Source organism: Pseudomonas sp. BF-B-26, from assembly GCF_019956495.1.
Classification (GTDB): Bacteria; Pseudomonadota; Gammaproteobacteria; order Pseudomonadales; family Pseudomonadaceae; genus Aquipseudomonas.
Genome location: NZ_JAHBDP010000086.1, coordinates 18,183 through 42,569, shown reverse-complemented (window position 1 = coordinate 42,569; position 24,387 = coordinate 18,183). Strand labels below are relative to the sequence as shown.

At 57.9% G+C, this 24,387-nt stretch carries 27 protein-coding genes and 2 pseudogenes; 15 read left to right on the top strand and 14 right to left on the bottom strand.

Annotated elements, in window-relative coordinates:
• Nucleotides 1-317: 317 nt before the first annotated feature.
• Together KGB03_RS31400 and KGB03_RS31395 are read left to right on the top strand one after the other, a co-directional pair.
• A pseudogene (locus KGB03_RS31400) lies at nucleotides 318-1,094 on the top strand (PAS domain-containing protein); the annotation flags it as partial.
• Nucleotides 1,095-1,097: 3 nt separating this feature from the next.
• On the top strand, nucleotides 1,098-1,637 hold the full coding sequence (locus KGB03_RS31395) for a methyl-accepting chemotaxis protein (RefSeq protein WP_375154739.1): 540 nt from the start codon (nucleotides 1,098-1,100) through the stop codon (nucleotides 1,635-1,637).
• 60 nt (nucleotides 1,638-1,697) lie between these two features.
• Here the strand turns inward: KGB03_RS31395 and KGB03_RS19335 are convergent, their stop codons facing one another.
• The 4 genes from KGB03_RS19335 to KGB03_RS19320 form a co-directional block, all read right to left on the bottom strand.
• Nucleotides 1,698-2,195, bottom strand: a complete 498-nt coding sequence (locus KGB03_RS19335) for a hypothetical protein (protein WP_218538796.1) — start codon at nucleotides 2,193-2,195, stop codon at nucleotides 1,698-1,700.
• A gap of 343 nt (nucleotides 2,196-2,538) precedes the next feature.
• Nucleotides 2,539-2,955: a hypothetical protein gene (locus tag KGB03_RS19330; protein ID WP_223528301.1), complete on the bottom strand. Its 417-nt coding sequence runs from the start codon at nucleotides 2,953-2,955 to the stop codon at nucleotides 2,539-2,541.
• A gap of 310 nt (nucleotides 2,956-3,265) precedes the next feature.
• A complete protein-coding gene (locus KGB03_RS19325) occupies nucleotides 3,266-3,898 on the bottom strand; it encodes a glutathione S-transferase family protein (RefSeq protein WP_218538794.1) in 633 nt (210 codons plus the stop codon).
• A 174-nt stretch (nucleotides 3,899-4,072) separates the two neighbouring features.
• Nucleotides 4,073-5,104, bottom strand: a complete 1,032-nt coding sequence (locus tag KGB03_RS19320) for a LacI family DNA-binding transcriptional regulator (protein WP_008151140.1) — start codon at nucleotides 5,102-5,104, stop codon at nucleotides 4,073-4,075.
• 213 nt (nucleotides 5,105-5,317) lie between these two features.
• On the opposite strand from KGB03_RS19320, the gene KGB03_RS19315 reads away from it, so the two are divergent.
• Together KGB03_RS19315 and KGB03_RS19310 are read left to right on the top strand one after the other, a co-directional pair.
• Nucleotides 5,318-5,851: a gluconokinase gene (locus KGB03_RS19315; RefSeq protein WP_192411101.1), complete on the top strand. Its 534-nt coding sequence runs from the start codon at nucleotides 5,318-5,320 to the stop codon at nucleotides 5,849-5,851.
• Nucleotides 5,852-5,933: 82 nt separating this feature from the next.
• Nucleotides 5,934-7,286: a GntP family permease gene (locus KGB03_RS19310; protein WP_046056184.1), complete on the top strand. Its 1,353-nt coding sequence runs from the start codon at nucleotides 5,934-5,936 to the stop codon at nucleotides 7,284-7,286.
• 162 nt (nucleotides 7,287-7,448) lie between these two features.
• On the opposite strand, the gene alaC is transcribed toward KGB03_RS19310, so the two are convergent.
• Nucleotides 7,449-8,660, bottom strand: a complete 1,212-nt coding sequence (alaC, locus tag KGB03_RS19305; protein WP_008151144.1) for an alanine transaminase — start codon at nucleotides 8,658-8,660, stop codon at nucleotides 7,449-7,451.
• Nucleotides 8,661-8,799: 139 nt separating this feature from the next.
• Between alaC and KGB03_RS19300 the strand changes: the two genes are divergently transcribed.
• The 5 genes from KGB03_RS19300 to KGB03_RS19280 all read left to right on the top strand — a co-directional run bounded on the left by KGB03_RS19300 (nucleotide 8,800) and on the right by KGB03_RS19280 (nucleotide 11,519).
• Nucleotides 8,800-9,462: a LysE family translocator gene (locus tag KGB03_RS19300; protein ID WP_111451494.1), complete on the top strand. Its 663-nt coding sequence runs from the start codon at nucleotides 8,800-8,802 to the stop codon at nucleotides 9,460-9,462.
• Between the two features lie 67 nt (nucleotides 9,463-9,529).
• Nucleotides 9,530-10,015: a GyrI-like domain-containing protein gene (locus KGB03_RS19295; RefSeq protein ID WP_223528298.1), complete on the top strand. Its 486-nt coding sequence runs from the start codon at nucleotides 9,530-9,532 to the stop codon at nucleotides 10,013-10,015.
• Between the two features lie 314 nt (nucleotides 10,016-10,329).
• Entirely contained in the window at nucleotides 10,330-10,839 is a 510-nt protein-coding gene (locus KGB03_RS19290) for a GNAT family N-acetyltransferase (protein ID WP_223528296.1), read from the top strand.
• Between the two features lie 79 nt (nucleotides 10,840-10,918).
• Nucleotides 10,919-11,185 (top strand): type II toxin-antitoxin system Phd/YefM family antitoxin, encoded by a 267-nt coding sequence (locus KGB03_RS19285; protein ID WP_111451497.1) that lies wholly within the window; start codon nucleotides 10,919-10,921, stop codon nucleotides 11,183-11,185.
• Nucleotides 11,178-11,519 carry a type II toxin-antitoxin system RelE/ParE family toxin gene (locus KGB03_RS19280; protein WP_223528293.1) on the top strand — a complete coding sequence of 114 codons (342 nt, stop codon included), beginning with the start codon at nucleotides 11,178-11,180 and terminating at the stop codon, nucleotides 11,517-11,519. The genes KGB03_RS19285 and KGB03_RS19280 overlap by 8 nt, the downstream gene beginning before the upstream one ends.
• A 96-nt stretch (nucleotides 11,520-11,615) precedes the next feature.
• Here KGB03_RS19280 and KGB03_RS19275 read toward each other — a convergent pair whose 3' ends face one another.
• Nucleotides 11,616-12,101, bottom strand: coding sequence for a GNAT family N-acetyltransferase (locus tag KGB03_RS19275; protein ID WP_223528289.1), 486 nt, complete (start codon nucleotides 12,099-12,101; stop codon nucleotides 11,616-11,618).
• Between the two features lie 141 nt (nucleotides 12,102-12,242).
• Here KGB03_RS19275 and KGB03_RS19270 point away from each other — a divergent pair, with 141 nt between their 5' ends.
• From KGB03_RS19270 to KGB03_RS19260, 3 genes are all read left to right on the top strand, one after another.
• Nucleotides 12,243-12,668, top strand: coding sequence for a YybH family protein (locus tag KGB03_RS19270; protein WP_008151160.1), 426 nt, complete (start codon nucleotides 12,243-12,245; stop codon nucleotides 12,666-12,668).
• Between the two features lie 80 nt (nucleotides 12,669-12,748).
• Nucleotides 12,749-13,099, top strand: coding sequence for a YciI family protein (locus KGB03_RS19265; protein ID WP_008151161.1), 351 nt, complete (start codon nucleotides 12,749-12,751; stop codon nucleotides 13,097-13,099).
• Nucleotides 13,099-14,334 (top strand): RNA polymerase sigma factor, encoded by a 1,236-nt coding sequence (locus KGB03_RS19260; RefSeq protein ID WP_223528286.1) that lies wholly within the window; start codon nucleotides 13,099-13,101, stop codon nucleotides 14,332-14,334. The genes KGB03_RS19265 and KGB03_RS19260 overlap by 1 nt, the downstream gene beginning before the upstream one ends.
• A gap of 93 nt (nucleotides 14,335-14,427) precedes the next feature.
• On the opposite strand, the gene KGB03_RS19255 is transcribed toward KGB03_RS19260, so the two are convergent.
• On the bottom strand, nucleotides 14,428-15,282 hold the full coding sequence (locus KGB03_RS19255; protein WP_223528284.1) for a LysR family transcriptional regulator: 855 nt from the start codon (nucleotides 15,280-15,282) through the stop codon (nucleotides 14,428-14,430).
• Nucleotides 15,283-15,372: 90 nt separating this feature from the next.
• Here KGB03_RS19255 and KGB03_RS19250 point away from each other — a divergent pair, with 90 nt between their 5' ends.
• On the top strand, nucleotides 15,373-15,810 hold the full coding sequence (locus tag KGB03_RS19250) for a multidrug/biocide efflux PACE transporter (RefSeq protein WP_223528282.1): 438 nt from the start codon (nucleotides 15,373-15,375) through the stop codon (nucleotides 15,808-15,810).
• Nucleotides 15,811-15,898: 88 nt separating this feature from the next.
• Nucleotides 15,899-16,009: pseudogene (locus tag KGB03_RS19245) on the top strand (LysR family transcriptional regulator); the annotation flags it as partial.
• Between the two features lie 85 nt (nucleotides 16,010-16,094).
• Here KGB03_RS19245 and KGB03_RS19240 read toward each other — a convergent pair.
• The 7 genes from KGB03_RS19240 to KGB03_RS19210 form a co-directional block, all read right to left on the bottom strand.
• On the bottom strand, nucleotides 16,095-16,817 hold the full coding sequence (locus tag KGB03_RS19240; protein ID WP_007898747.1) for a TylF/MycF/NovP-related O-methyltransferase: 723 nt from the start codon (nucleotides 16,815-16,817) through the stop codon (nucleotides 16,095-16,097).
• Nucleotides 16,814-17,680, bottom strand: a complete 867-nt coding sequence (locus KGB03_RS19235) for a hypothetical protein (RefSeq protein ID WP_218538786.1) — start codon at nucleotides 17,678-17,680, stop codon at nucleotides 16,814-16,816. The genes KGB03_RS19240 and KGB03_RS19235 overlap by 4 nt, the downstream gene beginning before the upstream one ends.
• Nucleotides 17,681-17,863: 183 nt before the next feature.
• Nucleotides 17,864-19,477: an inorganic phosphate transporter gene (locus KGB03_RS19230; protein ID WP_223528280.1), complete on the bottom strand. Its 1,614-nt coding sequence runs from the start codon at nucleotides 19,475-19,477 to the stop codon at nucleotides 17,864-17,866.
• A gap of 245 nt (nucleotides 19,478-19,722) precedes the next feature.
• Entirely contained in the window at nucleotides 19,723-20,745 is a 1,023-nt protein-coding gene (locus KGB03_RS19225) for a transporter (RefSeq protein ID WP_223528278.1), read from the bottom strand.
• A gap of 170 nt (nucleotides 20,746-20,915) precedes the next feature.
• Nucleotides 20,916-22,094, bottom strand: a complete 1,179-nt coding sequence (locus KGB03_RS19220) for a GAF domain-containing sensor histidine kinase (RefSeq protein WP_223528276.1) — start codon at nucleotides 22,092-22,094, stop codon at nucleotides 20,916-20,918.
• A 134-nt stretch (nucleotides 22,095-22,228) separates the two neighbouring features.
• The gene (locus KGB03_RS19215) at nucleotides 22,229-22,534 is read right to left on the bottom strand and encodes a PepSY domain-containing protein (RefSeq protein ID WP_223528274.1); all 306 of its coding nucleotides are present in this window, start codon (nucleotides 22,532-22,534) and stop codon (nucleotides 22,229-22,231) included.
• A 109-nt stretch (nucleotides 22,535-22,643) separates the two neighbouring features.
• The gene (locus KGB03_RS19210) at nucleotides 22,644-23,771 is read right to left on the bottom strand and encodes a glycerophosphodiester phosphodiesterase (protein WP_223528272.1); all 1,128 of its coding nucleotides are present in this window, start codon (nucleotides 23,769-23,771) and stop codon (nucleotides 22,644-22,646) included.
• 234 nt (nucleotides 23,772-24,005) lie between these two features.
• On the opposite strand from KGB03_RS19210, the gene KGB03_RS19205 reads away from it, so the two are divergent.
• On the top strand, nucleotides 24,006-24,332 hold the full coding sequence (locus tag KGB03_RS19205) for a DUF2025 family protein (RefSeq protein WP_223528270.1): 327 nt from the start codon (nucleotides 24,006-24,008) through the stop codon (nucleotides 24,330-24,332).
• Nucleotides 24,333-24,387: the final 55 nt, after the last annotated feature.

Genomic DNA, 24,387 nt, shown 5'->3' with positions numbered 1-24,387 from the left:
TGTCGACCGCTATGTGAAGGCCGTCATACACGTGAAAAGTGTGCGCAACCCAAGGCACCGACGCTGAACAACACGGAGCTGTCCGGTCAATGGAATGTCTTATCAGAACGTTAGGGCTGGTCCGATTCCGGGCTATCAAGAGAAGGATGTCTTGATAAGAGCGTTGCTGCATGGACTCTCCGATTAAACATCATTGATCACCTGACCCAGTCCTTCCTGTGGAGGGATGCGTGTGCCTGTTCCTTGGAATGTAGTGGTGGAGCTGTTGAAAGACCAAAGAACTTTCATCAAACAAAAGACCGCGCTGAAGGTGATCTATGTTTAACCGACATCACAAATCTGACTTGCTGGAAATCGAACGATTCAGTTGCGCGCTGGCCGAGGCTAACGCGAAGTTGGCCGCGGTCAGTCGCTCGATGGCAATGATTGAGTTCACCCCCGAAGGCATCGTGCTCGATGCCAACGACAACTTTTGCAGTGTCATGGGTTACAGCGCCGAAGAAGTGCGCGGCAAGCATCATCGGATCTTTTGCGAAGAAGCGTTCTATCGCAGCGAAGCCTACGCCAAGTTGTGGCGTGACCTGGCCCGTGGCGAGCCGGTGAGCGGGACCTTTTTACGCTTGGACAGGAACGGCAAGGAGATCTGGCTTGAAGCCAGCTATATGCCGGTGTTCGGCGCTGATCGTCAGGTTCGCAGTGTGATCAAAGTCGCCACTGATATCTCGGCCAGGGTCTACAAGGAGCACGAAGACGAGAGCATGCTCGCGGCGATCGGTCGCTCCATGGCGGTAATCGAATTCACCCCGGATGGCAAGGTCATCACGGCCAACGACAACTTCTTGAAGACGATGCATTACTCGCTCAACGAAGTGGTGGGCCAACATCACAGCCTGTTTTGTCATCGTGCCGAAGCCGAATCCCAGGCCTACAAAGCGTTTTGGGCCTCGCTCAATCGCGGCGAATATCACTCGCACCGTTTCGAGCGCAAAGACAAGCACGGTCATACGGTTTTCCTGGAAGCTTCCTACAACCCGCTGTTCGACACCAAGGGCCGGTTGTACAAAGTGGTCAAGTTCGCCAGCGACATCACCGCTCAGGTGACCACCCTGCAAACGGCCGCGGAGTCGGCCCACAGCACCTCGGTTCAAAACGATGCTTGTGCGCAGAAGGGGTCGCATGTGGTGCAGCAAACGGTGCAGACCATCCAGGACATTTCCAAAGACTTGAATGAAGCGGCGCTGAGCATTGATGCCGTGAGTAAACAGTCCGACATCATCGGCACCATCGTTCAGACCATTCGCGGCATTGCCGATCAGACCAACCTGCTGGCGCTCAACGCCGCGATCGAAGCGGCCCGGGCCGGGGAGCACGGGCGCGGGTTCGCGGTCGTCGCCGATGAAGTTCGCAGCCTGGCGGCACGAACGAGCCAGGCAACGGTGGAGATCGTTGAAGTGGTGCGCAAGAACCACGATTTGTCATTGAGTGCGGTGTCGAGCATGCAGTCCAGTTTGAGTCGAACCGGGCTTGGGGTGGAACTGGCGAACGAGGCGGGAGCGGTGATTATGGAGATTCAACAAGGGTCGCGGCATGTGGTGGATGCGATCAGTCAGTTCAATTCGACGTTGCAGATTAGCTGACTATCCGCGAAATTTGCCCCTCGGGAAGCTCACGCTTTAGAGGGGCAGTCTAAAGGCGAATCAAATAGCTGTAATTTCGAATTTCCCTTCTACAATATTCAAAGTTTCATAGGCGCCCCCGCTTGGGTTGCCAGTAACCGTGAGGCTAAATGTGCCGCTGCAATTGCCGTTGTCGACATTAATAGTCAATTCTCCCTCATCGACATTGAAACCATGTCGGGAATAAGTGAAGCGAGTATTGCTATTGGTCAGGGGGATCGGATAAGTACCATTTCCGCGCGCAGGGATGATGCTGAAATCAAAATAGCGGCCGTTATCGATGGTGTCGCCGATGTGAATGAGACTGATCGTTTTCGGAAAGAGCGAGCCGTAACTAATTTGAAAGCGCGAGCCATCAAAGGCTGGCGCCACTTCGTTACCATCCTTCGTGAATTTTGCAGTGCAGGTTCCGCGAAAATTTTGTAGTGACTGAGTTGACATCGCAGTCGCTGATTCGGATTGACTGGTTGCGTTGTCATCCAGTGAAAGTGTGGTCGTAGCGGGTTTATTTATAGACATGTCAGCCTCCATTCTCTTGTTCGTTAGTGCGAGCAAATGATTGCCGCAACACGCTCATGATTTACCCCTATCTAACGACTGTCTACTGTCACAATTGACAGGTAAGAGACGTGAGTCAGGTAAAGCCGATGAGCGGTCCTCGAGCCCAAAAAGAAAAGGGTCCCACGAGGGGACCTTTTGGGGAGGTATCGATCGTGTTAAAGCGAAACGAAAAACTTATCGACCACTCAGTTCAACTCCACCGTGCAGATAAGTTAGCGTTGGCCTGAACGGATTGCCCCTTATAATTAAAGGGGCAATTTTTATCACTTGAAACGTTCATGTTTTACAAGTGGCGCCTGACCTATTCGGTGAGTGAGAAACTGCCTTCTATCTCCGCACTTTTCTGTGGGTCATGACTGCTTACAGCGATGAATTGATACGTGCCCCTCACAAATTTTTTTTCAAGGTCCACTTCAATCAAGGTGATATTTCCCGACTGTTCTTGCCCGATCCAGGAACTATCAGGGTCTCGAGGGTTGTAAAAACCTCCGACTCTTCTACCGTTGTCGAATGGATATGAGCCAGGTTTGATTTCGCCATCATATATACCTAACTGGACTCCCCAGCCTACAGGGAAGTCATCTCGGGCGAACCCGCCAACTATGAGTTCATATTCTTTAACGCTGAAAACGATTTGCTTGGCTGGAAGGCTCAGCGGTTCGCCGCCATTTTCCCTGATTGTTGCACTGAACAGCCCGACGGCTTTTTTATTACTCATGGGTCATCTCCTTTGCCACATTACAAACAGAGCCGCGGTGAACTATCGACGCGGAGGAGACACATGATTTTCCACTCGGATAATGCTGTCTACTGACAGAAGTGACAGTCAGGCTCTTTGCGGAAGAAGAATTGGACCAGCGGTCATACTGCTGAAAACAGAAATACATCCAATTGAAAGGATGTTTTTCAGTTTTCAGGATGGTTAAAGCGAAGCAAAAAACGTGTTGATCATTTGGACTGTTGCCTTTTACGCGGCTGCTGTTTCTGCTCTCGGCCCAGTTGCCGCAGCCGAGAAAATGCGGGGCCGCTCAAGGCAGTCCATTGCAGCCATATTTGAGGAATCCCGGGCGTTGTGCCAACCGTTGGAAATACTCGTCGATGGCCGGGTAGTCGGGGCGCTCCATCGGTGTCATCAGCCAGCGGTTGATCGACAGCCCGATGACGATGTCTGCCAGCGTGAAGTGCGGTCCGGCGACATACGCTTTGGTGGCCGCGAGCTGATGCTCGATGATGCCCATTTTCTGATTCCAGCCGTGTACACCGGCGGCAATGTGATGCGGGTCCTGGAACTCCGGATCTTTGCGTACCAATGCCGTGAACGCATAGCTCCAGGAGGCATTGAGTTCAGTCGCTTGCCAATCCATCCACTGTTCAACCCGAGCGCGGGCCGCCGGTTCGTGGGGTAGCAGATCGGTGTTGTGGTGTTTGCCGGCCAGATAGCGGCAGATGGTGTTGGACTCCCACAGCACGCCGGCCTCATCGATGATCACGGGCACCAGTGCGTTGGGGTTGAGCCTGAGAAACTCCGGCGTGTGGGTTGACGCATAACCGCCGCCCCAGTCTTCACGTTCGTAGGCAATACCCAATTCCTCACAGGTCCACAGGACTTTTCTGACGTTGATGGACGAGGCTTTGCCCAGAATCTTCAGTGCATGTTCCATTGAGCTACTCCGTTAGCGATTCGACGCTTCAGGAATCTAACAGGTATTCAGCGTTTTCAAACCGGATCCGACAGCGCCGAAGTTGGCGAAGTTGGAACACTATCAAGGTTAGTTGAAAACCCACGGCATGGGCGATGCGCCGTTCTGACGCTCTGCGTGGGAGCGATCACAGCGTCAGGTACTCTCGCGCACCTTCAACTCAAACCCCATGTCCTGCACCGGTTTGGCCACGGTGTTGCCAGCCATTAACGTCAACATCTGCTCCGCCGCGCGGCGGCCGATGGCTTCTCGCGGGGTGCTGATGCTGCTCAGGCGCGGGACCATGTGGGCCGAGGCCGGCAGGTCGTTGAAGCCGAGGATCGCTACTTGTTCGGGGATCTTGATCCCGCAGCGCATGGCTTCGAGCAGTGCGCCCTGGGCCAGGTCGTCGTTACCGAAGAAGATCGCATCGACATCGGGATGAGTGGCGAGCAGTTGCAGGAACAGTTCGCCACCAAGGCCGACGGAGGAAGAGCGAGGTGTCAGCACTTCCAGGTCCGGGTCATACAAACCGGCCTTTTGCAGGGCTTTGCGGAAACCTTCGCCGCGCAGCAACGTGCGTTGATCCAGTTGCGCACCAATGTAGGCCAGACGCTTACGACCCCGTGACAGCAAATGCCCGGCCGCGGTCTCGCCAGCCGCGAGTTGCGAAAAGCCCACGCAATTGAGCCCGGCGGCGCTGTCCAGTTCCATCATGTACACGCACGGAATGTTGCTGGCCTCGATCATCCGGCGCGAACTTTCGGTGCGGTCGAAACCGGTCAGCAGCAAACCGCGAGGCTGATACGCCATGTAGTTGCGCAGCAGGTTTTCTTCTTCATCACGTGAGTAATGGAAGTTCCCGATCAGTACTTCGAAGCCCTTTGGTCGCAAAACCTGATGAATGGCTTCCAGCGTGTCGATGAACAGCAGGTTGGACAATGAAGGCACCAAAACCACGACGGAATGGCTCTGGGCCGAGGCCAGGGCGCGGGCGGCGGGGTTGACCACGTAGTTCAGGTCGAGGGCGGCTTTCTGCACCTTTTCCACCAGTTCGGTGGCCACCGTGCTGACCCCGCGCAGGGCGCGAGAGGCGGTGATCGGGCTGACACCGGCCAGGCGTGCGACTTCGTTCAAAGTGGGGCGGCCAGTGGTGCGCGTATTTTTATCGTTTTTAGGGGAGATCATCGGACGGCTTGCCAAACAAAATTCGAGGCACTAAGGTAGCGCTGTCTCGACGCAGCTGCAAATGCGTGAGCGGGGTTTGCCTGATCCCCGTTTTTTGGCGTTGGGAACGAACATGCTGCAACCCACAAAAATGACAAGAAGGCGTCGGCAACTTCTGCTTTTTCTGGTGTCATAACTGGCAAAGGTAGCGCTGTCTGCGCGCTGAGGTGTTACATGAATCATCCCATCACCGCCCTGGTCATCATGGGCGTTGCCGGTTGCGGCAAGACTTGCGTCAGCGAGGCCTTGTGCCAACTCAGCGGCGCGACCGCCATTGAAGGCGACACTTTCCACCCTGCCGCCAATATCGAAAAGATGAGCGCGGGAATCCCCCTGAACGACGAAGACCGTGCCGGCTGGCTCGACAGCCTGTGCGATGAATTGCGCCGCATCGACGCCAAGGGCGAACGCCCGGTGCTGACCTGCTCGGCCCTCAAACACATTTACCGCGAACGTCTGCGCAGTGCCTTGCCGGGCCTGGGCTTTGTGTTCCTTGAACTGACCCCTGAAGTGGCCGCCGATCGTGTCTCCCATCGGCCGGGCCATTTCATGCCTTCGACGTTGATCGACAGCCAGTTCGCCACCCTTGAATCGCCCGTTGGTGAGCCCTTGACCCTGGCTCTGGACGCGTCGAAGCACAGCGTCGAGCAATTGGCGAAGCAAGCTCATGACTGGTGGCAGGCTCATGGCCTGAAACACGCCGTATGAGTTTTGCCAGAAGAGATAGCGCTGTCCTGTTGGCTTGCGAATTACCCGCTTTAATAACAACAACAACCAGGAGACACCCCTAATGTTTGGCATGTCCCACGAGACGTTCCTGCTGCTCGATGCAGTGGTCACGGTGATCGGGCTTATCGTCCTGATCACCAAGTTCAAGCTTCATCCGTTCATTGCCCTGATCATCGCCGCCGCCTTTCTCGGGCTGACCTCCGGCATGCCGATCGGCACCATCATCAAGGCGTTCCAGGACGGCTTCGGTGGGGTGCTCGGTTTCGTCGGGATCATCCTTGCGCTGGGCACCATGCTCGGCAAAATGATGGCCGAGTCGGGCGGGGCGGATCAGATTGCCCAGACCCTGATTCGCGCGTTCGGCAAGGACAAGGTGCAGTGGGCGATGATGTTCGCGGCCTTCCTGGTCGGCATTCCGCTGTTCTTCGAAATCGGTTTCGTACTGCTGATCCCGCTGGTATTCATCGTGGCCCGGCGTACCGGCGTGTCGATCATCAAGATCGGTATCCCGCTGCTGGCCGGTCTGTCCGCCGTGCACGGTCTGGTTCCGCCGCACCCGGGTCCGTTGCTGGCCATCGGCGTGTTCGGTGCCGACATTGGTAAAACCATTCTCTACGGCCTGATCGTTGCGTTGCCGACGGCTATCATCGCCGGCCCGATCTACGGCACGTTCATTGCCAAGTACATTCCAGGTCATCCTAACCAGGAACTGGTCGATCAACTGGCGCGCGAGCCAGAGGCGGCTGAGCTGCCGAGCTTCAGCATCACCTTGATCACCGTGCTGTTGCCGGTGTTCCTGATGTTGCTCAAGACCTTTGCTGATGTGGTGCTGCCGGACGGCAATTTCTTCCGCACCTTCATGGACCTGATCGGTCACCCGATTTCGGCGCTGCTGCTGGCGTTGCTGCTGTCGCTGTACACCTTCGGCCACCGTCAGGGCATGGGCTCGAACAAGATCCTCAAGTTGCTCGACGCAAGCCTTGCGCCGACCGCCGCGATCATTCTGATCATCGGTGCCGGTGGTGGCTTCAAGCAGATGCTGGTGACCAGCGGTGTGGGTGACGTGATCGGCCACATGGCGGTGAACGCGCAGATCTCGCCGATCCTGCTGGCCTGGCTGGTAGCCGCGGTGATTCGTATCGCGACCGGTTCGGCAACCGTGGCGACCATTACCGGCGCCGGCATCGTGGTGCCGGTGGTGGGGATGATTCCGGGTGTGAACCGTGAGCTGCTGGTACTGGCGACCGGTGCCGGTTCGTTGATCCTGTCGCACGTGAATGACGCGGGTTTCTGGCTGGTGAAGCAGTACTTCAACATGACCGTGGCGGAAACCTTCAAGACCTGGACCGCGATGGAAACCATCCTGTCCGTGGTGGGTCTGGGCTTCATCTTGCTGTTGTCGTTGTTCGTATAAGTAGCACTGCAAAGCACAGGTGGTGACACAGCTCTTGTGATCACCACGAAACAAATGTGGGAGCGAGCCTGCTCGCGATGACTGACTAACATTCAACCTCTTCGTTGAATGTTAAGCCCTCATCGCGAGCAGGCTCGCTCCCACAGTGTTATGTGCAGGGCATCAAGATTTACTAATCAGCCCATCCGCCCGGAACATCCCGCGAATTCCGCGTATGGCCTGACGAATCCGGTCCTGGTTTTCGATCAGCGCGAAGCGCACATGATCATCGCCATACTCACCAAACCCTACGCCCGGCGAGACGCAAACCTTGGCCTCGGCCAGCAGTTTCTTGGCGAACTCCAGCGAGCCCAAATGCGCATACGCCTCGGGAATCTTCGCCCAGACGTACATCGACGCTTTCGGATTCTCGACCATCCAGCCCAGTTCATGCAGGCCTTTGACCAGCACGTTGCGACGCTGCCGATACTGCTCGGCGATGTCTTTGACACACTGCTGATCACCTTCCAGCGCCGCAATCGCCGCGACTTGCAGCGGGGTAAACGTGCCGTAGTCGTGATAACTCTTGATCCGCGCCAGGGCGTTGACCAGTTCGGCGTTGCCGACCATGAAACCGATGCGCCAACCCGCCATGTTGTAGCTCTTGGACAGGGTGAAAAACTCCACCGCGATGTCCTTGGCGCCTGGCACTTGCATGATCGACGGGGCTTTCCAGCCGTCGTAGACGATGTCGGCGTAAGCCAGGTCGTGCACCACCAAAACGTCGTACTGCTTGGCGAGGGCGATCACCCGCTCGAAGAAATCCAGCTCCACGCACTGGGCGGTGGGATTCGACGGGAAGCCGAGGATCATCATTTTCGGTTTCGGGATCGAGCCGCGAATGGCGCTTTCCAGTTCGGCGAAGAAGTCCACGCCCGGAATCAACGGCACCGAACGCACCTGAGCGCCGGCAATCACCGCGCCGTAGATGTGAATCGGGTAGCTCGGGTTCGGCACCAGAACGGTATCGCCCTGGTCGAGGGTGGCCAGCATCAAATGCGCCAGGCCTTCCTTGGAACCGATGGTGACGATGGCTTCGCTTTCCGGGTCGATGTCGACCTCGTAGCGATCCTTGTACCAATTGGAAATCGCCCGGCGCAGACGCGGAATACCCTTGGACGTCGAATAACCGTGGGTGTCTTCGCGCTGGGCGACGGTCACCAGTTTTTCGACGATGTGCGGCGGAGTAGGGCCATCAGGGTTGCCCATGCTGAAGTCGATGATGTCTTCGCCACGACGACGGGCGGCCATCTTCAGCTCGGCAGTGATGTTGAATACGTAAGGGGGGAGTCGATCTATGCGCGCAAAGCGGCGCGGCGAACCTGGGTTAGCCATTGTTGCCTCGGATAACGTGAGCGCCCGGAACCGTCCGAGCGACGCTGGTCACTGCGGTGACCTGTGGCGGAATGTAAGGGGTGATGTGGCAAACTGTCCAGCGACTATGTAAACAAATTTGTCCGAAGGAAATCGGTTGATGGAATTTACCAGTGGCTTCTTGCTGAGCCTTTCGCTGTGCCTGGACATCGGCGTGGCCAACATCGCGATGATCACGCTGGCAATGCAGCGTGGCTATTTTCAAGGCTTCGCGCTGGGGTTGGGGACATGCGTCGGCGACCTGATCTACGCTGTGCTGGCCTTGGCCGGGATGACCGTTTTGCTGCAATACGAAAGCGTGCGCTGGGTGCTGTGGATCGGCGGTTCGGCGCTGTTGTTGTACTTCGCGGCGAAGATGATCTATTCGGCGATTCACCATGAGGCGGTACTGGCGCAGGCCGAAGACGTGGGACAGAACTCCCATCGGCGCGAGTTTTTCCGCGGGATCTTCCTCGCCATGTCGTCGCCCAGCGCCATTCTCTGGTTCGCGGCGGTGGGCGGCACATTGATCGCTCGTTCCGGCGGCGGTGGCGCCCTCAGCTCGGCGCTGTTTCTTGGCGGGTTTCTGTGCGCCGGGGTGCTCTGGTGCGTGGCTTTGTGTTTCGCCGCGAGTCACGGCGGCAAGTTGCTGGGCGACAAATTGCTGCGTTATTCCTATATGGCATCGGCAGCGATCTTCTGCTATTTCGCGGTCTACGTGATCCTATCGGGGTATAACGAGTTCGTTGGTGCAGGTGCTGTCGAACCGTTGAATGCACTGTAATTGGGCGAATTCGGTTTGGGTTCTATACTCCCAGCCGAACCCACTTTTTTGTTCCAGGAGTTGAGCCATGGATGAGCAAACAGGCGTCGAAACGGCCACGCCACGCTTCGAGCACGGGCACTTCCTGCTCATTGCCGGGCTTGGCGGCCGATTTACCCAGGAAACCTCCAAGAAAATCCCCGAACTCTGGGAGAAATTCATCCCCGAGATTGGCAAAATCCCTGGTCAAAAAAGCGAAGTGACCTACGGAATTTGCTGCAATCCGGATGGCAAGGGCGGCTTCGAATACATTGCCGGCGTTGAAATCAGCAAGCTCGACGACCTGCCGGATAAATACCGTTGGGTTGAGGTCCAGCCTCAGCACTATGCGGTGTTCGAACACAAAGGCCCTCTCGATCAGTTGCCCCAGACCTTCCAGTACATCTGGAAAACCTGGCTGCCGCAGTCCGGTTATCAGGCGGCGGACGCGCCGGAATTCGAACGCTACAGCGAAGACTTCAACCCGAAGCTCAACACCGGTGTGCTGGAAATCTGGCTGCCGCTCAAGCCTTGATTACCGCGGGGGGCGGACTCGGCGTCCGCCGCCCTCTCGTTACTTGCCTTGCTTCATCCGTCGCGCCCGCAACAGGTCAATCGTCAGCGTGATAAAGCCAAACGAGCTGATGCCCAACAGCATAAGAAGTCCGATCTGAACGCTGCTCATGGTGTGTTCCCCTTATTGATGGCCAGAGACAGGACACATCAATAATCCGCACTGACAAGCAATGACAGCGCCTATACGCAGGCTTTACGGCGCCTGCGGTGATCGATATGAACACCTTATTAATTTATGATCCCCAGCCTTCCTCTCGCTGATTTCGAGCTGCCATGAACACCGTCATCCGCCACGTCACACCTGCTGATCTGGACCGCTGCTACGCCATCGAAACCATTGCCTACGAAGGCGACGAAGCCGCCACCCGCGAAAAAATCGCCACGCGCATTGCCACCTGGCCCGAAGGTTTTATCGTGGCCGAAGTCGACGGCGTTGTAGCCGGTTTCATCAATTCCGGTGCGGCGTTTCAAGTCGAGATGTCGGACGAGGCGTTCAAGGAACTGATCGGCCACGACCCGGCTGGCCCGCACGTAGTCATCATGTCGGTGGTGGTGCACCCGGATTATCAGGGGCGGGGGCTGGCGAAGCGGTTGATGGGCGAATTCATCCAGCGGATGCGCACGCTGGGCAAGACCCACATCCATCTGATGTGCAAGGAGCGGCACATTCCGCTGTATGCCGGGTTTGGCTTTGCCTACATCAAGCCTTCAGCGTCTGACCATGGCGGGATGGCGTGGCATGAGATGGTGTTGGAGTTGGGACAAGAGCAAATGAGTTCTTGAGATAAGTTTTTTAATGGCCTAAATTCAGACCTTGTTGCGGCGACCATCCTGTTCGGATGGTGAGCAGAGGAAATGAATGATGCGAGTTGAAACAATCAGTTTTGTTAAAAAGAATGCGGCAGCGCTGGATCTTTCCGAGCCGATGCTCGTCACTCAGAATGGCGTTCCGGCTTATGTGATCGAATCCTACGAGGAGCGTAAGCGGCGAGATGAGGCCATCGCGCTGATCAAACTTCTTTCGTTTTCTTCTCGCGACAAAGAGCAGGGTAAGCTGATTTCTGGCGACACTTTGCTGGCCAGACTGGCGCAGCGGCGCCAATCGCAGCAAGACGATAACGATGCCTGAGGCCTTTAGAGTAGAGTTTGCGACCGCTGCGGAGCATGGCGTTATTTCGCTGGAGCACTGTCTCACGCAGCAATGCGGTCAAAAAAAAGCCGCAGAGCAGGTTGATCAACTGGTGATGCAGATCGTTACGGCTCTGAGCAATCAGGCCCATATTTACGGTGTTTGTCAGGAAGCAGCATCGCTTGGGGTCACTCATTTTCGTGAGTACTTACCCATGGGACAGCGGGTTTTGTATGAGGTGTTCCCGAGCGAAAACCTTGTAGTGGTCGCTTTGGTTATTGGCCAACGTCAAAGTATCGAGAAGCAGTTGCTCGACTACTGTCTTCTCCTTTAACCGCTAGTCAAATCTCAAAAGGGTTGCCGCAAGGCAACCCTTTTTCGTGTTCGTTCAAGAGCATCCCGTTCTTCAATGCTGTTGAGCATAACCACCTCAGAAAAACAGGCCCATGCGCCGTTCGTAACCGATCCGGCCCCTGTAGGCTTCGCCGCTGTCGACCCAGCCGAATTTTGCATAAAGCGCGATGGCCGATGCGTTATCCGCATCCACCGACAACTCCAGCCCTTTTATTTCCGGAAACGCCTGACGCGCCACGTCGGGCAGGGCTTGCAGACAGGCCTTGCCATAGCCTTTGCCCTGAGCCCGATGATCGACTTGCAGTGCGTGAAGGGTGGCGCTGTGTTCATTGGCCCACGCCGGCAATACGGGCGGGCGCTTGAGCAGCAGAAAGGCCACGGGAACATCCTCGGCCAGTAGCGCGAATCCTTTGACGCCGGGGCCGGGTTTGGACAGCAGGGTGTGCAACGCACCGTAAATGTCGCCGGAGAACCTGATTTGTTCTTTGTGAACTTCAATGGCCTCGACCTGCTGGCGCTGGAGCGCGTTCAGGCTGTCGTAAGGCACGAGTCGGGCTGTCACTGGAGTGTCCTTTTTCCAACATAAATGTGTTTCGGATTCTAACGAGTTTGTGTCCATGGATTATTTTTATTTGGACTGTCGATTTGGCTTTTCGCCAGACGACTAAGGGTGTCTTCACAACAAAAACCACGGAGAACCACCATGAACGCTACCCACGAAATCCAGACCCTGATCGACACCTATCGTCAGGCGGTCATCGCCAAGGATGTCGAGAAACTCATGCCCCTGTATGCCGAGGACATCGTCTCCTACGACGCGGTCAAGGCCCTGCAGTTTCGGGGCAAGGCCGCCTACCGCGCGCATTGGCAGGAATGCATGGAAATGTGCCAGGGCGCGCACAAGTTCGACTTCGACCATATGAACATCGTGGCGGACGAGCACATCGCCTTCGCCCATTGGCTGGCCCATTGCGGCGGCACCAACGAGAAGGGCGAAACCCAGGCCTGCTGGATGCGCGTGACCGCCTGCTATCGGCGCGACGATGGGCAATGGCGCATCGTCCACGAACACTGGTCGGCCCCGTTCGACATGATGAGCGGCACGGTGCTGTTCAACCTGGAACCCTGAGCGCCGTGCTGATTCGTCGGGAATGTCGCGAAAGCGTCAATCTGCAGCCATAGTTGATCCGTTCGATTCAGGAGAGCCCCATGAAGTATTTATGCCTGGTCTACAGCAACGAGCACGAGTTGCACTCGCTGCCCGAAAGCCCGAATGACGCTGAATGCATGGCTTACGCCGAGGCGATCCAGGGCAGCGGCCGAATGGTCGCCGCTGAGGCGCTGGAATCGGTGCAGACCGCGACCACGGTGCGGATGCGCAACGGGAAAATGTCGATCACCGACGGCCCGTTCGCCGAAACCAAGGAGCAATTGGCCGGCTTCTACCTGATCGATGCCAAGGACCTCAATGAAGCCATCCAGGTCGCCGGCAACATCCCGGCGGCCCGGGTTGGCTGTGTCGAGGTGCGTCCCGTTCGTCAGTTGAACCCCGGCGCCTGATGTCGGCTGAGTCGGTACGAGCGCGGGTCGAGCAGGTTTACCGCGAAGACTCACGGCGGATTCTGGCGACCCTGATCCGTTTGCTCGGCGATTTCGATCTTGCCGAAGAAGCCTTGCACGAGGCGTTTTTCGTCGCGGTCGAGCGCTGGCAGCGTGACGGTGTGCCGGACAATCCGCGTACCTGGCTCGTGTCCACCGGGCGTTTCAAGGCCATTGATGTGTTGCGTCGGCGCGCACGCTTCATCGCGTCGCAACCGATGCTGATCGCTCAACTGGAGGCGCTGGAGCAGGCCGACTGGAGTGACGAAGACGTGGAAGACGATCGCTTGCGCCTGATCTTCACCTGTTGTCACCCGGCACTCGCGGCGGACGCCCAGGTGCCGTTGACGCTGCGCGAAGTCTGCGACCTGACCACGGAAGAAATCGCCCGGGCTTTTCTGTCGGCGCCAGCGACCATCGCCCAGCGCATCGTGCGCGCCAAGGCGAAAATCCGTGACGCAAAAATTCCGTATCAAGTGCCGACCCTGGCGGAATTGCCCGAGCGCCTGGACAGTGTGCTGCGGGTGATTTACCTGGTGTTCAACGAAGGCTATTCCGCGTCCATGGGCGCGGAACTGACCCGTGAGGATTTGACCCGCGAGGCGATTCGGCTCGCTCGTTTGTTGATGGAACTGCTGCCCGAACCCGAAGTGATGGGGCTGCTGGCGCTGATGCTGCTGCACGAGTCCCGACGCCTGGCCCGGACATCGGCGAGCGGGGAGTTGATTGTGCTGGATGAGCAGGACCGTTCGTTGTGGGACGCCGGGATGATTGCTGAAGGTTGCGCACTGGTGGAGCGTGCACTGACAACCCGGCGCTTCGGGCCTTACTGCCTGCAAGCGGCGATTGCGGCGTCGCATGCCGAAGCGCCCACGGCGGCGGAAACGGACTGGCTGGAAATTGTGGGTCTGTATGACGTGCTGTTGCGGGCGGCGCCTTCGCCAGTGATCGAATTGAACCGTGCGGCGGCGATCTCCAAACGGGATGGGCCGTTGGCGGGGCTGACGTTGATCGAAGGGATTCTGGCGCGGGGTGATTTGCTGGATTACCACTTGGCACACGCGGCGCGGGCGGAGTTTTGTCGGCAGTTGGGAAGGGTTGATGAGGCGCGGGCGGCTTATGAGCGGGCGTTGGAGTTGACGCAGCAAGTGCCGGAACGACGGTTTATTGAGGCCCGGTTGCGGGAGCTGAAGTGATGTGATCTTGCGGGCCTCTTCGCGAGCAAGCCCGCTCCCACAGGTTTAGCGCAAATCCTGTGGGAGCGGGCTTGCTCGCGAATGGCTGCACCACTATTCCAGCATCTTGCCGAGTAACCAACTCCCCGCCGGCCCTGGCGGATGCAGCCGCGACCACAGTGCATCGACGAACACCGGTTTCGGCCAGCCGCGCACGTCCAGTTCCTGCAACGTCCCTGGCCCAAATCGCTCCACCAGCCACCGGGGCAACGGCGCCCAACCGAATCCGCCCTGAGCCATTTCCAGCAGCATCAGATAACTCGGCGCCGACCAGACGCGCCCCTTCGCACGGCTTTCATACGGATTGACGATCGTCGCCAGACGCAGCTCCCGGTGTTGTTGCAACATGTCCTGATCAATGTGGCTCAGCGCCGCCAGCGGATGCTCGCGGGACACGAACAGGGCAATCTCGGTCCGTTCTTCCATGGTCGAACTGACCAGGTCCGGCGGGTAACTGTCTTGTTTTTCAGCGAAGGCCACCTGTGCCCGACCCCGTTGCACCAAGGCCATCAGGTCGTCGCACTCGGCGATCAGGCATTCAAGTTCCAGGTCTGGATAACGCTGCTCGAAGGCGCTGAGCGCCGCTTCGAATCGGTCGGACTGATACGTGTCGGAAATCGCCACGGTCAGCTTCGGCTCGACGCCTTGGGACAGTTGGCTGGCGGTCATCTCCAGTCGGCTGGTGGCGGCCAGAATGTCCTCGGCCCGTTGCAGCATCACGTGCCCGGCCGGGGTCAGGCTCGGTTTGCGGCTGCTGCGGTCGAACAGCGTCAGGTTCAAGTCGATTTCAAGGCTGGCCACGGCGGCGCTGATGGTCGACTGACTGCGGCCCAGTTTGCGCGCCGCGGCGGAAAACGAGCCTTGAGTCGCGGCCTGAACGAAGGCCTGCAACACTTCTTGAGAGGCCATGAACTATCGCCTTGATCGATGGTTATTGGTTATGAAGTATCGGTGTGAAGAAGGATCATGGCAATCACAGTCACTCAGAGGAGTCTGGCCATGAGCGCCAACAAATCCATCACTGAACGTATTTTCCAGGCCATTGGTTTCGAATTGTTGGCCATCCTGATCTGTACCCCGTTGCTGGCATGGATCATGGACAAACCCATATTGGAAATGGGCGCCGTCACCATGGTTATCGCGGCTTTGGCGCTGGCCTGGAACGTGGTGTTCAATGGCCTGTTCGACCGGGTGCTCAAGCGTTTCGCCATTGCGCACAACGCCTGGGTTCGCGTAGTGCACGCGCTGTTGTTCGAAGGCGGACTGGTCGCCCTTGGCGTGCCGTTGATTGCCTGGTGGCTGAAGGTCAGCCTATGGCAAGCGTTCCTGCTGGATATCGGCGTGCTGCTGTTTTTCCTGCCGTACACCTACGTCTACCACTGGGTGTATGACGTGGTGCGCGAGCGGTTTGTCATGCGTCAGTCTTACGAAGCTTGAAAGCAAAAGATCTTGATGGCGTTTACAAAAACATCCCACCCGATGCTTCCACGCGTTGCCCGTTGATCCACTGACTGCCCGGCGCCCCAATGCGCCATCCATGGAGGTATCGCTGCTCTACGCCCCGCAACGGCATTTGCCGTTGCGGGTGAGAACGTTCATGGATTGGCTCGGGCAAGTGATCCAGTCCACCACTTGAAAAATAATACATAACCTGTGGGAGCGGGCTGTGGCTCAACCATAGAATCTCCCACAGGGTTTTGTGTCAGTTTCCATGTTGATGGTTAAACGTGGAAGTAGCCTACGCAGCTGTCAAACGGCAAACGCTTGAGCTCGATCTTGTTCAGGTCGAGTACTTCGCGCAGGGCCTTGGTTTCGCCCGGGAAGTTGCGGTAAGCGACTTCGTCGAGCACCACGATCGCGCCTTTTGGCATGTATGGCAGGAAGGTTTCCAGGGCGACTTTGGTCGACTCGTACAGGTCGGTGTCGAGGATCAGCATGGCCACGACCAGGTCCGGACGGGTCTGGACCCACTCAGGCACGGTCTTGACGATGTCGCCTTTGACCAGCTCGCATCGCGGGATGCGGTTGACCGGGCGCAGCAGGTCGTTGGCGTCGATCATGTCCTGAATCAGCGACTGATCGGTGTCGGAGAACATGGTCTCGTTGACGTCGGCCGGGTCTTCTTTTTTGTCGATGCTCTGGAAACCTTCGAAGGTGTCGAAGCCAATGATCGAACGGTTGATTGCGTACGGCTCGAGAATCATCGACAGGTGCATGTAGAGCATCAGCGAATTGCCCTTGTACACGCCGCACTCGATGATCGCGCCCGGTATTTCGGCGACTTTCTTGAACAGCTCCATGCGCGACAGCGCAGCGGTCACGCCGATGCGGTTGGCGAAGACGAACGGCGCGTCGGCCACGTACTCGGCATCGACACGTTTCAGAACGTTGGCACGGGTTTCGTTGTACTGGGCCTCGGCAGGCGTGATGCGACGCTTGGTCATTGCTGGATTCCTTGGAAATTCGAAAAGTCGTGGGCGTGGAAATAGTCTTTGAAACCGGCGCCGACGTCAGGGCAGGCGCTGTCGACGTTGATCGCGCCACGCTTGTGCTTGAGGTCGTCGAGGTGCATCAGGCGGAAATCCACGCTGAAGCGGGTTTGATCTGTGTGGTTGGCGACCGTGCCGTGCAGGTGCGAGCCGGAGAAAATCAGCATCTCGCCGGTGTTGCCGGCGATGCGCACTTCAGACGCGGTGTTGATCGCTTCCAGTGGCACCGGGTGCACGCGGACTTCCTCTTTGAGGTTGTCCTTGGCCTTGTGCCGCTGGTTGTTGATCCAGTCGTTGAGGCTCCATTCGCTGGAGGTGTTCTTCACTGGCACGTCGAAGTAGCCGGCGTTGATCATCATGGTCTGGTCGGGGCTGATGGTGTGCACCGGCATCCAGGTGTTGATCTGGCAATCGACACTGCCGTACCACGTGTCGCGATGCGGTTTGTAGGCATAGCTGACACCGGCGTGCAGGTAGTCATAGTTTGGAACCACGCGAATACGCGGCACGTCGAAAATGTATTCGCGCGGGTCGACACCGATCTCGTCGATAAACGACAGGATCAGGTCCTTGGCGCGCTGGCTATTGGTGAACTGGCCCTTGAGGCGCGTCACCAGTACCACGAACTCTTCCACCGGCATCAGCGTGTGCAGGGCCTGGTGGTTGGTCTCGCCGTCGAAGGCGGCGGTGATGCTTTCCTGGGCGAACGCACACAGCTCTTTGGCGGCGCGCAGCTGAGTGTTCAGGAAGATGTCGCCGGCGTAGATGGCTTCTTTGAAGTCAGCTTTCTGCTGAAGCTGATTGATATACAGATTCACGTTTCCACTCCTGAATACATCGAGTCTCTTAAGAGTCGGCCACACGTTAGCAAACTGAAGTGCAATCCGGCGGGTGGTGGATCAATAAAAACGCAAACCCCTGAATTTGCGACGAAATACGTTTTCCGGACAAAAAAAATCCCGGCTCAGGAACGAGCCGGGACAGCTAAAACATTGATCAGATCAGAACAATTGGGTGAACAGCCAATACAAACTGCCCGACAACAGAATCGCCGCCGGCAAGGTCAGCACCCAGGCCATCAGCAGGTTGCGGATGGTCTTCATCTGCAAGCCGCCGCCGTTGGCGACCATGGTCCCGGCCACCCCCGAAGACAGCACGTGAGTGGTCGACACTGGCAGGCCGAACATGTCCGCCGCGCCGATGGTCAGCATCGCGACGGTTTCCGCCGAGGCGCCTTGCGCATACGTCAGGTGGGTCTTGCCGATCTTCTCGCCAACCGTCACCACGATACGTTTCCAGCCGACCATGGTGCCCAGCCCCAGAGCGATGGCCACCGCGATTTTCACCCACAGCGGAATGAACCGCGTGGCGTTGTCGATCTGCTGCTTGAACAGTTGCAGCTTGCCGTTGGTGTCGGCGTCGAAGTTGCCGACCTTGTTCTTGTCCATCAGGCGAATGGTTTCGCTGGTCAGGTACATGTCGTTACGCACGTTGCCCATGGCCTCGGCCGGGACCTTTGCGAGCGAGCCGTAGCCTTTCACTTCGTTCCCGATAGTGCCGGTCAACGCGGCGAGGGCGGGGATCAGTTGTGGTGAGGCTTCCTTGCTGCGCATGTAGTCGGACAGCACCGCGCGAGGATCGGCAGGCGCTGGCAGCGGCGCACTTTTGACCAGCGCTTGCTGGGTGACTTCGGCCACGACGGCAAACTGCAGCGCCTGGTCCGCCGGCATGGTGCGGTTCAGCGCGTAAGCCATCGGCAGCGTGCCGACCAGAATCAGCATGATCAGGCCCATGCCTTTCTGGCCATCGTTGGAACCGTGGGCGAAGGACACGCCGGTGCACGTCAGGATCAACATGCCGCGAATCCACCACGGTGGCGGAGTGTCGCCCTTCGGTGCTTTATACAGCGCACGATTCTTGACGAACGCCCGCAAGGCCAACAGCAACAGCGCGGCAAACGCGAAGCCGATCAGCGGCGACAGCAACAGCGCATAACCGACTTTGGTTGCCTGCGCCCAGTCCACACCGCTGGTGCCGTCGCGGCCGTGCATCAGGGCATTGGCCACGCCGACGCCGATGATCGAGCCGATCAGGGTGTGCGACGAAGACGCCGGCAAGCCCAGCCACCAGGTGCCGAGGTTCCACAGGATCGCGGCGATCAACAGGGCGAAGATCATCGCGAAACCGGCGGAGGAACCGACTTGCAGAATCAGCTCCACCGGCAGCAGGGCGATGATGCCGAACGCCACCGCGCCGCTGGACAGCAGCACCCCGAGGAAGTTGAAGAACCCGGACCAGGCCACCGCGAAATTAGGCGGCAAGGAGTTGGTGTAAATCACCGTGGCCACGGCGTTGGCGGTGTCGTGGAAACCGTTGACGAATTCAAAGCCGAGGGCAATCAGCAGCGCCACGCCCAACAGCAGAAACGGCGTCCAGGTGGTCACCACGGTGCCGAGTTCGTTCATGTCGTGCATCAGGCTGTAGGCGGTGAACAACAGCCCGCTGCCCAGCACCGTGAAGAAAATCACGATGGTCAGCAAGCCGGGCTTTTTATCGAGTTGCGGTTTGGCGCTACTGGCGGGCGCCTGGGCGGCGGTGAAGGAAGGAGTCGCCATGACGGACAATCCTGAGAAGAGAAGGAATGTCGCCCATGATCGTTGCTGAGTGTTACAAAGAGGCTGCGCTGGGTCAGTGTTTGGGGCTATTTGTGTATCCGTTGATCTGATCAGTTTCGGACTTGGGTGGTGACTGTGCTGCCGTCTTCGCGAGCAAGCCCGCTCCCACAGGTGTACGCAGATTTTGTGCCCGGCAGCGATCTAGTGTGGGAGCGGGCTTGCTCGCGAAGGGATGTAAGTCGCAGTCAATAATCCTGGCGCTTACGAAACGCCCAACGCCCGGCGATCACGGTAAACGTCGCGACCAACGCCACCAGAATCCAAAACCCTTCCGGGTCGCCGGAAAGCGGCACGCCACCGACGTTCATGCCGAAGAACCCGGCGATGATGTTGATCGGCAATGCCAGCACCGTGACCACGGTCAGGGTGAACAGCGTGCGGTTGCTCTGCTCGTTGAGGTTGGCGGCGATTTCTTCCTGCAACAACTTGATCCGTTCGCCCAGCGCCGTGAGGTCGTTGATGATCAGCGCGAACTCCTCGGTGGACTTGCGCAGCTCCTTGACGTCTTCCTTTTGCAACCACTGTGGCGGGCGATTGAGCAGGCGCAGCAACGAGCCCGGTTCCAGCGCCAACAAACGTTGCAGGCGCACCAGCACCCGTCGGTTGGCACCCAGCTCAGCCCGGTTGGTCGACAGCCGCGAAGACAGCAACTCATCTTCGATCTGATCGACACTGAGGCTGGTCTTGCGCACGATCTGGGTCAGCACTTCACCCTGATCGCGCAGCAGATGCACCAGCAATTCCAGCGGCGAGCGAAAGCACTCACCGGCCTTCACCGACGAGCGCAGCTTGTCCACCGAGTGCAGCGGTTGCAGGCGTGCGCTGACGATCAGCCGACTGCGGGCGCAGACCCACAGCGTCGAAACATCTGAAGAAACCATGCTGCTGAGATTGAACACCACGTCGTTGACCACCGCCAGCAACGCTGAATCCACATGCTCGATACGCGTCGAACGCGAACCTTCATGCAGCGCTTCGAAAAACTCGTCGGGCAATTGCAGATGGCTTTTCATCCAGCGCTCGCATGCGGCGTGGGTCAGGTTGAGGTGCAGCCAGAGAAATTCGTCGTTGTCGCCGGGTTGTTGCAGGCACTGCAAGGCCTTGGCCGAATCGAGCTCGCGGCCGCGCTCGCCGGGGCGAAAACTGAAACCGTACAGCAGACCGAACAGGTCCGTGTCGCGATGACTTTGGTCGATGCTGTGGTTCATGGGATCTCACTGTGAGGAGGCGCCTGTTGCGGGTTTCACAGGTTCACTTGAGCCGCATCATCGCAAGGATTTTTGACGGTTTTGTGACGGTTGTCCGCGACGGCGGCGTTGTTGCAGGCGTTGCAGGATGAGGGGGGCGGTACTTCCGGGTCCTTGGTCAGTACGAGCGCTTAACTCCGTGTTGGAAGACTGAAGGTAAACGTCGTGCCCTGTTGCGCGGTCGAGACCACATCCAGTTTTCCACCATGGGACTGCGCAATCTGACTGGCAATGTACAACCCCAACCCGAGGCCGGTCCGCGGTGTTCCGCTGGCCGGTCGCGAGTAGGGCCGGAACAGATGGGGCAGCGCATCCTCGGCAATCAGCCCCTGATTTTTCACGCTCAGCACGAACTGTCCTTCATTGATTTGCGCGCTGATATCGATCGGGCCGTCGGGATCGCCATGAGCAACCGCGTTCGCCACCAGATTGGAGAGTAACTGCGCGACCCGCTCGCGATCGCAATGAACGCTGTGCAGGTCGCCGATGGACAATTGAATGGTGCGGTCGGGATGGATGTTCTGAACCTCTGAAATCACATGCCGCAAGGCATCTTCAAGATCCGGGCACGGCTCGATGTTCACGGGAATGCCATGGCCCAAAGCGCCGCGAGCGAAATCCAGAACGTCATCGACCAGTTTGGTCGCACGACGGGCGCTGGTGAGGATGTTCCGGGCCCGCTGCAGATTTGCCGCATCGGGTAGTTTGCGCAGGAGCATTTCGGCGCCGGCGCGGATGGCGAACAAAGGGTTGCGTAGATCATGCCCGAGCACGGCGATGAACTGTTCGCGCAGTTCGGCGGTTTCCCGTTCCTGCTTCAGCGCGGCTTCGGTCTTTTGCAGGTTTTCTTCGGCTTCGATCTGCAACGCCAGCATTCGAGCGAAGGATTCCATGGTGCTCTGGATCGTGCTGGATTTGAGCGGCGCAGGGTTGGGGTCAAGGGCGCAGATGGTGCCGAAAAAGCGTCCGTCGGTGCGGAAAATCGGCACGGCGATGTAGCTTTCGAACTGATAGAGGCGAGGGGTGTGGTGATCGCGGTAAAGCGGGTCTTCACTGGCCTTGTCGATGACCACCGAATGATGTGCCTGGCGAATTTCATGGCACAGGGTCGTGGCAAGATCCAGCTCACCGCCGACCTGCGTGCCGAAATTCAGTTGGTCGAGCACCGCACACGCCGTCCACGAGTCTTCGGTGACCCGGGCCACGGCGACGAAGCGCAGGCCCGTCAGTTCACGGATCACTTGAAGAATCGCCGGCACCGAACTGATCCGACCGATCGTGGCGATGTCTGCTGCCGCTGCTTGCCCCATTTCAAACTATCCCTGCATGAAAAGTGTGTTGGGATTCTAGCGGGCTGACGCCGTGTTGGCGCGGCTTGATTGCCTGATTTTGACGTGCAAAAAAGCCGCGCGATCCGAAGATCGTGCGGCTTGGTGTTTGTGCATCAGGTGTCTTGTTTGTTGCTCAGTACTTTGCCGGTGGTGGCATCGAAATCCACGTCAAATTCTTTGCCATCGGCGGTGCGCAGTTCGACTTCGTACTCGTAGCCATTGAAATGGTTGTCCAGATCCGTGTCGGTGATGATCGCACCGGGATGCAACTTCAGCGCCGCCTGGTTCATTTCTTCCAATGGCTTGATCTTGCCGCTTTTGACCAGCTCAGGGATCTGGTCGACGCGCACATCAGCCTGGGCCAGGCCAGCGGTGAGCGTCAGGGCTGCGGCAGTGAACAGGGCAGTCAGGGTTTTCATGCAGTTCTTTCCTTGGGTGATCCGTTTAAGTGGGATCAGGTTATCCGGCGCAACTTAATCCACCCTTAATTCCCCGAACGCGACTGGGTGAAGATCATTCACATGTTCATCAGTAACCGTTGTTCTGCAGCAACTGAGCAACACTGGCCGCCGCCGGGCGTTTGTAGAACTTGAGCAGCTCGCTGGCGCGGTTGGTGAAGATGCCGTCGACGCCGGCGTCCATGACTTTCTGGTAATCCACGTCATCGTCGATGGTGTAGACGTGCACCAACAAGCCCTGATCGTGGGTGTACTGGTTCATCCACGGTTGCACCAGGTCCGAGTAACTCTGATCGCCACCCTTGGTCAGCGCCGCAGATGGGCCGGTGCCGATCGCGCCCTGGGCTTTGGCGTACTCGACCCATTGCTGGAATTCGGCTTTGTCTTTCGGTTGTTGTTTGGCGTAGTAAGTGGCTTTGTCCTTGTCGCCGGACTCGGCAAACGTGACCTTGGATTTTGGCTCGATACTGCCTTCACCGACCCACAGCAGGAGAATTTTCGGCACTTTCGGCATTTCCTTCTCAAGCAGTTCGAGGCTGCTCTTCTCGAAGGTTTGCAGCACGACTTTACCTTTGCCCTGGCCAACCGCCAGATCGCTCTTCGCCAGTTTCGAACCCGCCGGGCTCAACCAGCCGCGATCCTGGAGTTTTTCCTTGAGATCGCGCTCGATCCCGGGAAACTGCTTCGGCTCTTTGGTTTCGATGTACAGACCGGGCTTGTGCAGCGGATTGCCTTGGGCAATGTCGATGATTTCGTCCAGGGTCAGGATTTTCAGACCGACGTACGAAGGACGCGCGCGATCCGGGTAGGCCGCGTTGAACCAGCTGCCGGCATCGAGGGTTTTCAGCTCGGCAATGGTGAACTCGTTGGCCGGGCTGTCCTTGCGCTCAGGGAATTTACTGGCGACGTCGGTGGTGCGTTGCAGGTTGTTGTCGTGCAGGGCGAACAGCACGCCATCCTTGCTGCGTTGCACGTCCAGTTCCAGGTAGTCGGCGCCCAGATCGCGGGCCAGTTTGTAGGCGGCGGCGGTGGATTCCGGGGCATCGAAGGACGCGCCACGGTGAGCGATCACGGCCGGATGCGGGATGCCCGCGCGGGTGGCCAATGCGGTGGGGCTTGGCTCACTGGCAGCCTGTGTCTGGCCGAGGCCCAGCATCAGACTCAGCAACAGGGCGCTCTTGGTGAAGGTAACAGGCATGGTCGAGGTCCTTTCGCAGATTTTCAAAGACGTATCTTTTAACAACTGAGCGCCGCTTGCGCTATCGCCGGACCGACATAAACGTATTTAAAGCAGATTATTTCAACGCTTTTGTGCGCTTCTTTGCAGTACTCTTGGCCCCGGCAGTTACCCCGGCAGAGGGAACGCCCATTCGTTTGCCCTGCGTGTAAACCATCGATCACCGGTCCTTTGCGACCTTCTGTGAGGTTTATCATGCGCATCACTTCCGAGCTCATCTGCCAGGCCGCCGACCAACTCAAAGGCTTCGTCGGCCTCAATCGCAAGACCGGCCAGTACATTGTTCGATTCAGCGAAGACGCCTTCGGCATGGACGTGGCTGACGACGGCATTATTCCCACCAGCGAATTCGTCTGGGCCCCAGGTTCCGCGCAGGCCATGACGCTCAAGCGTGAGTTGATTCAGTTGTTGCTGGATCAGAACATCGATGACCGGATCAACATCACCGAGCCGTTGCGGGTGTACATGAATCGGCGGGAAGTGCCGGAGATTTCGGCGGTTCGCAGTTTGGTGCGCAGCTGAGTTTTGCGGTGAATGTGCGGGCCCTATCGCGAGCAGGCTCACTCCCACATTAGTT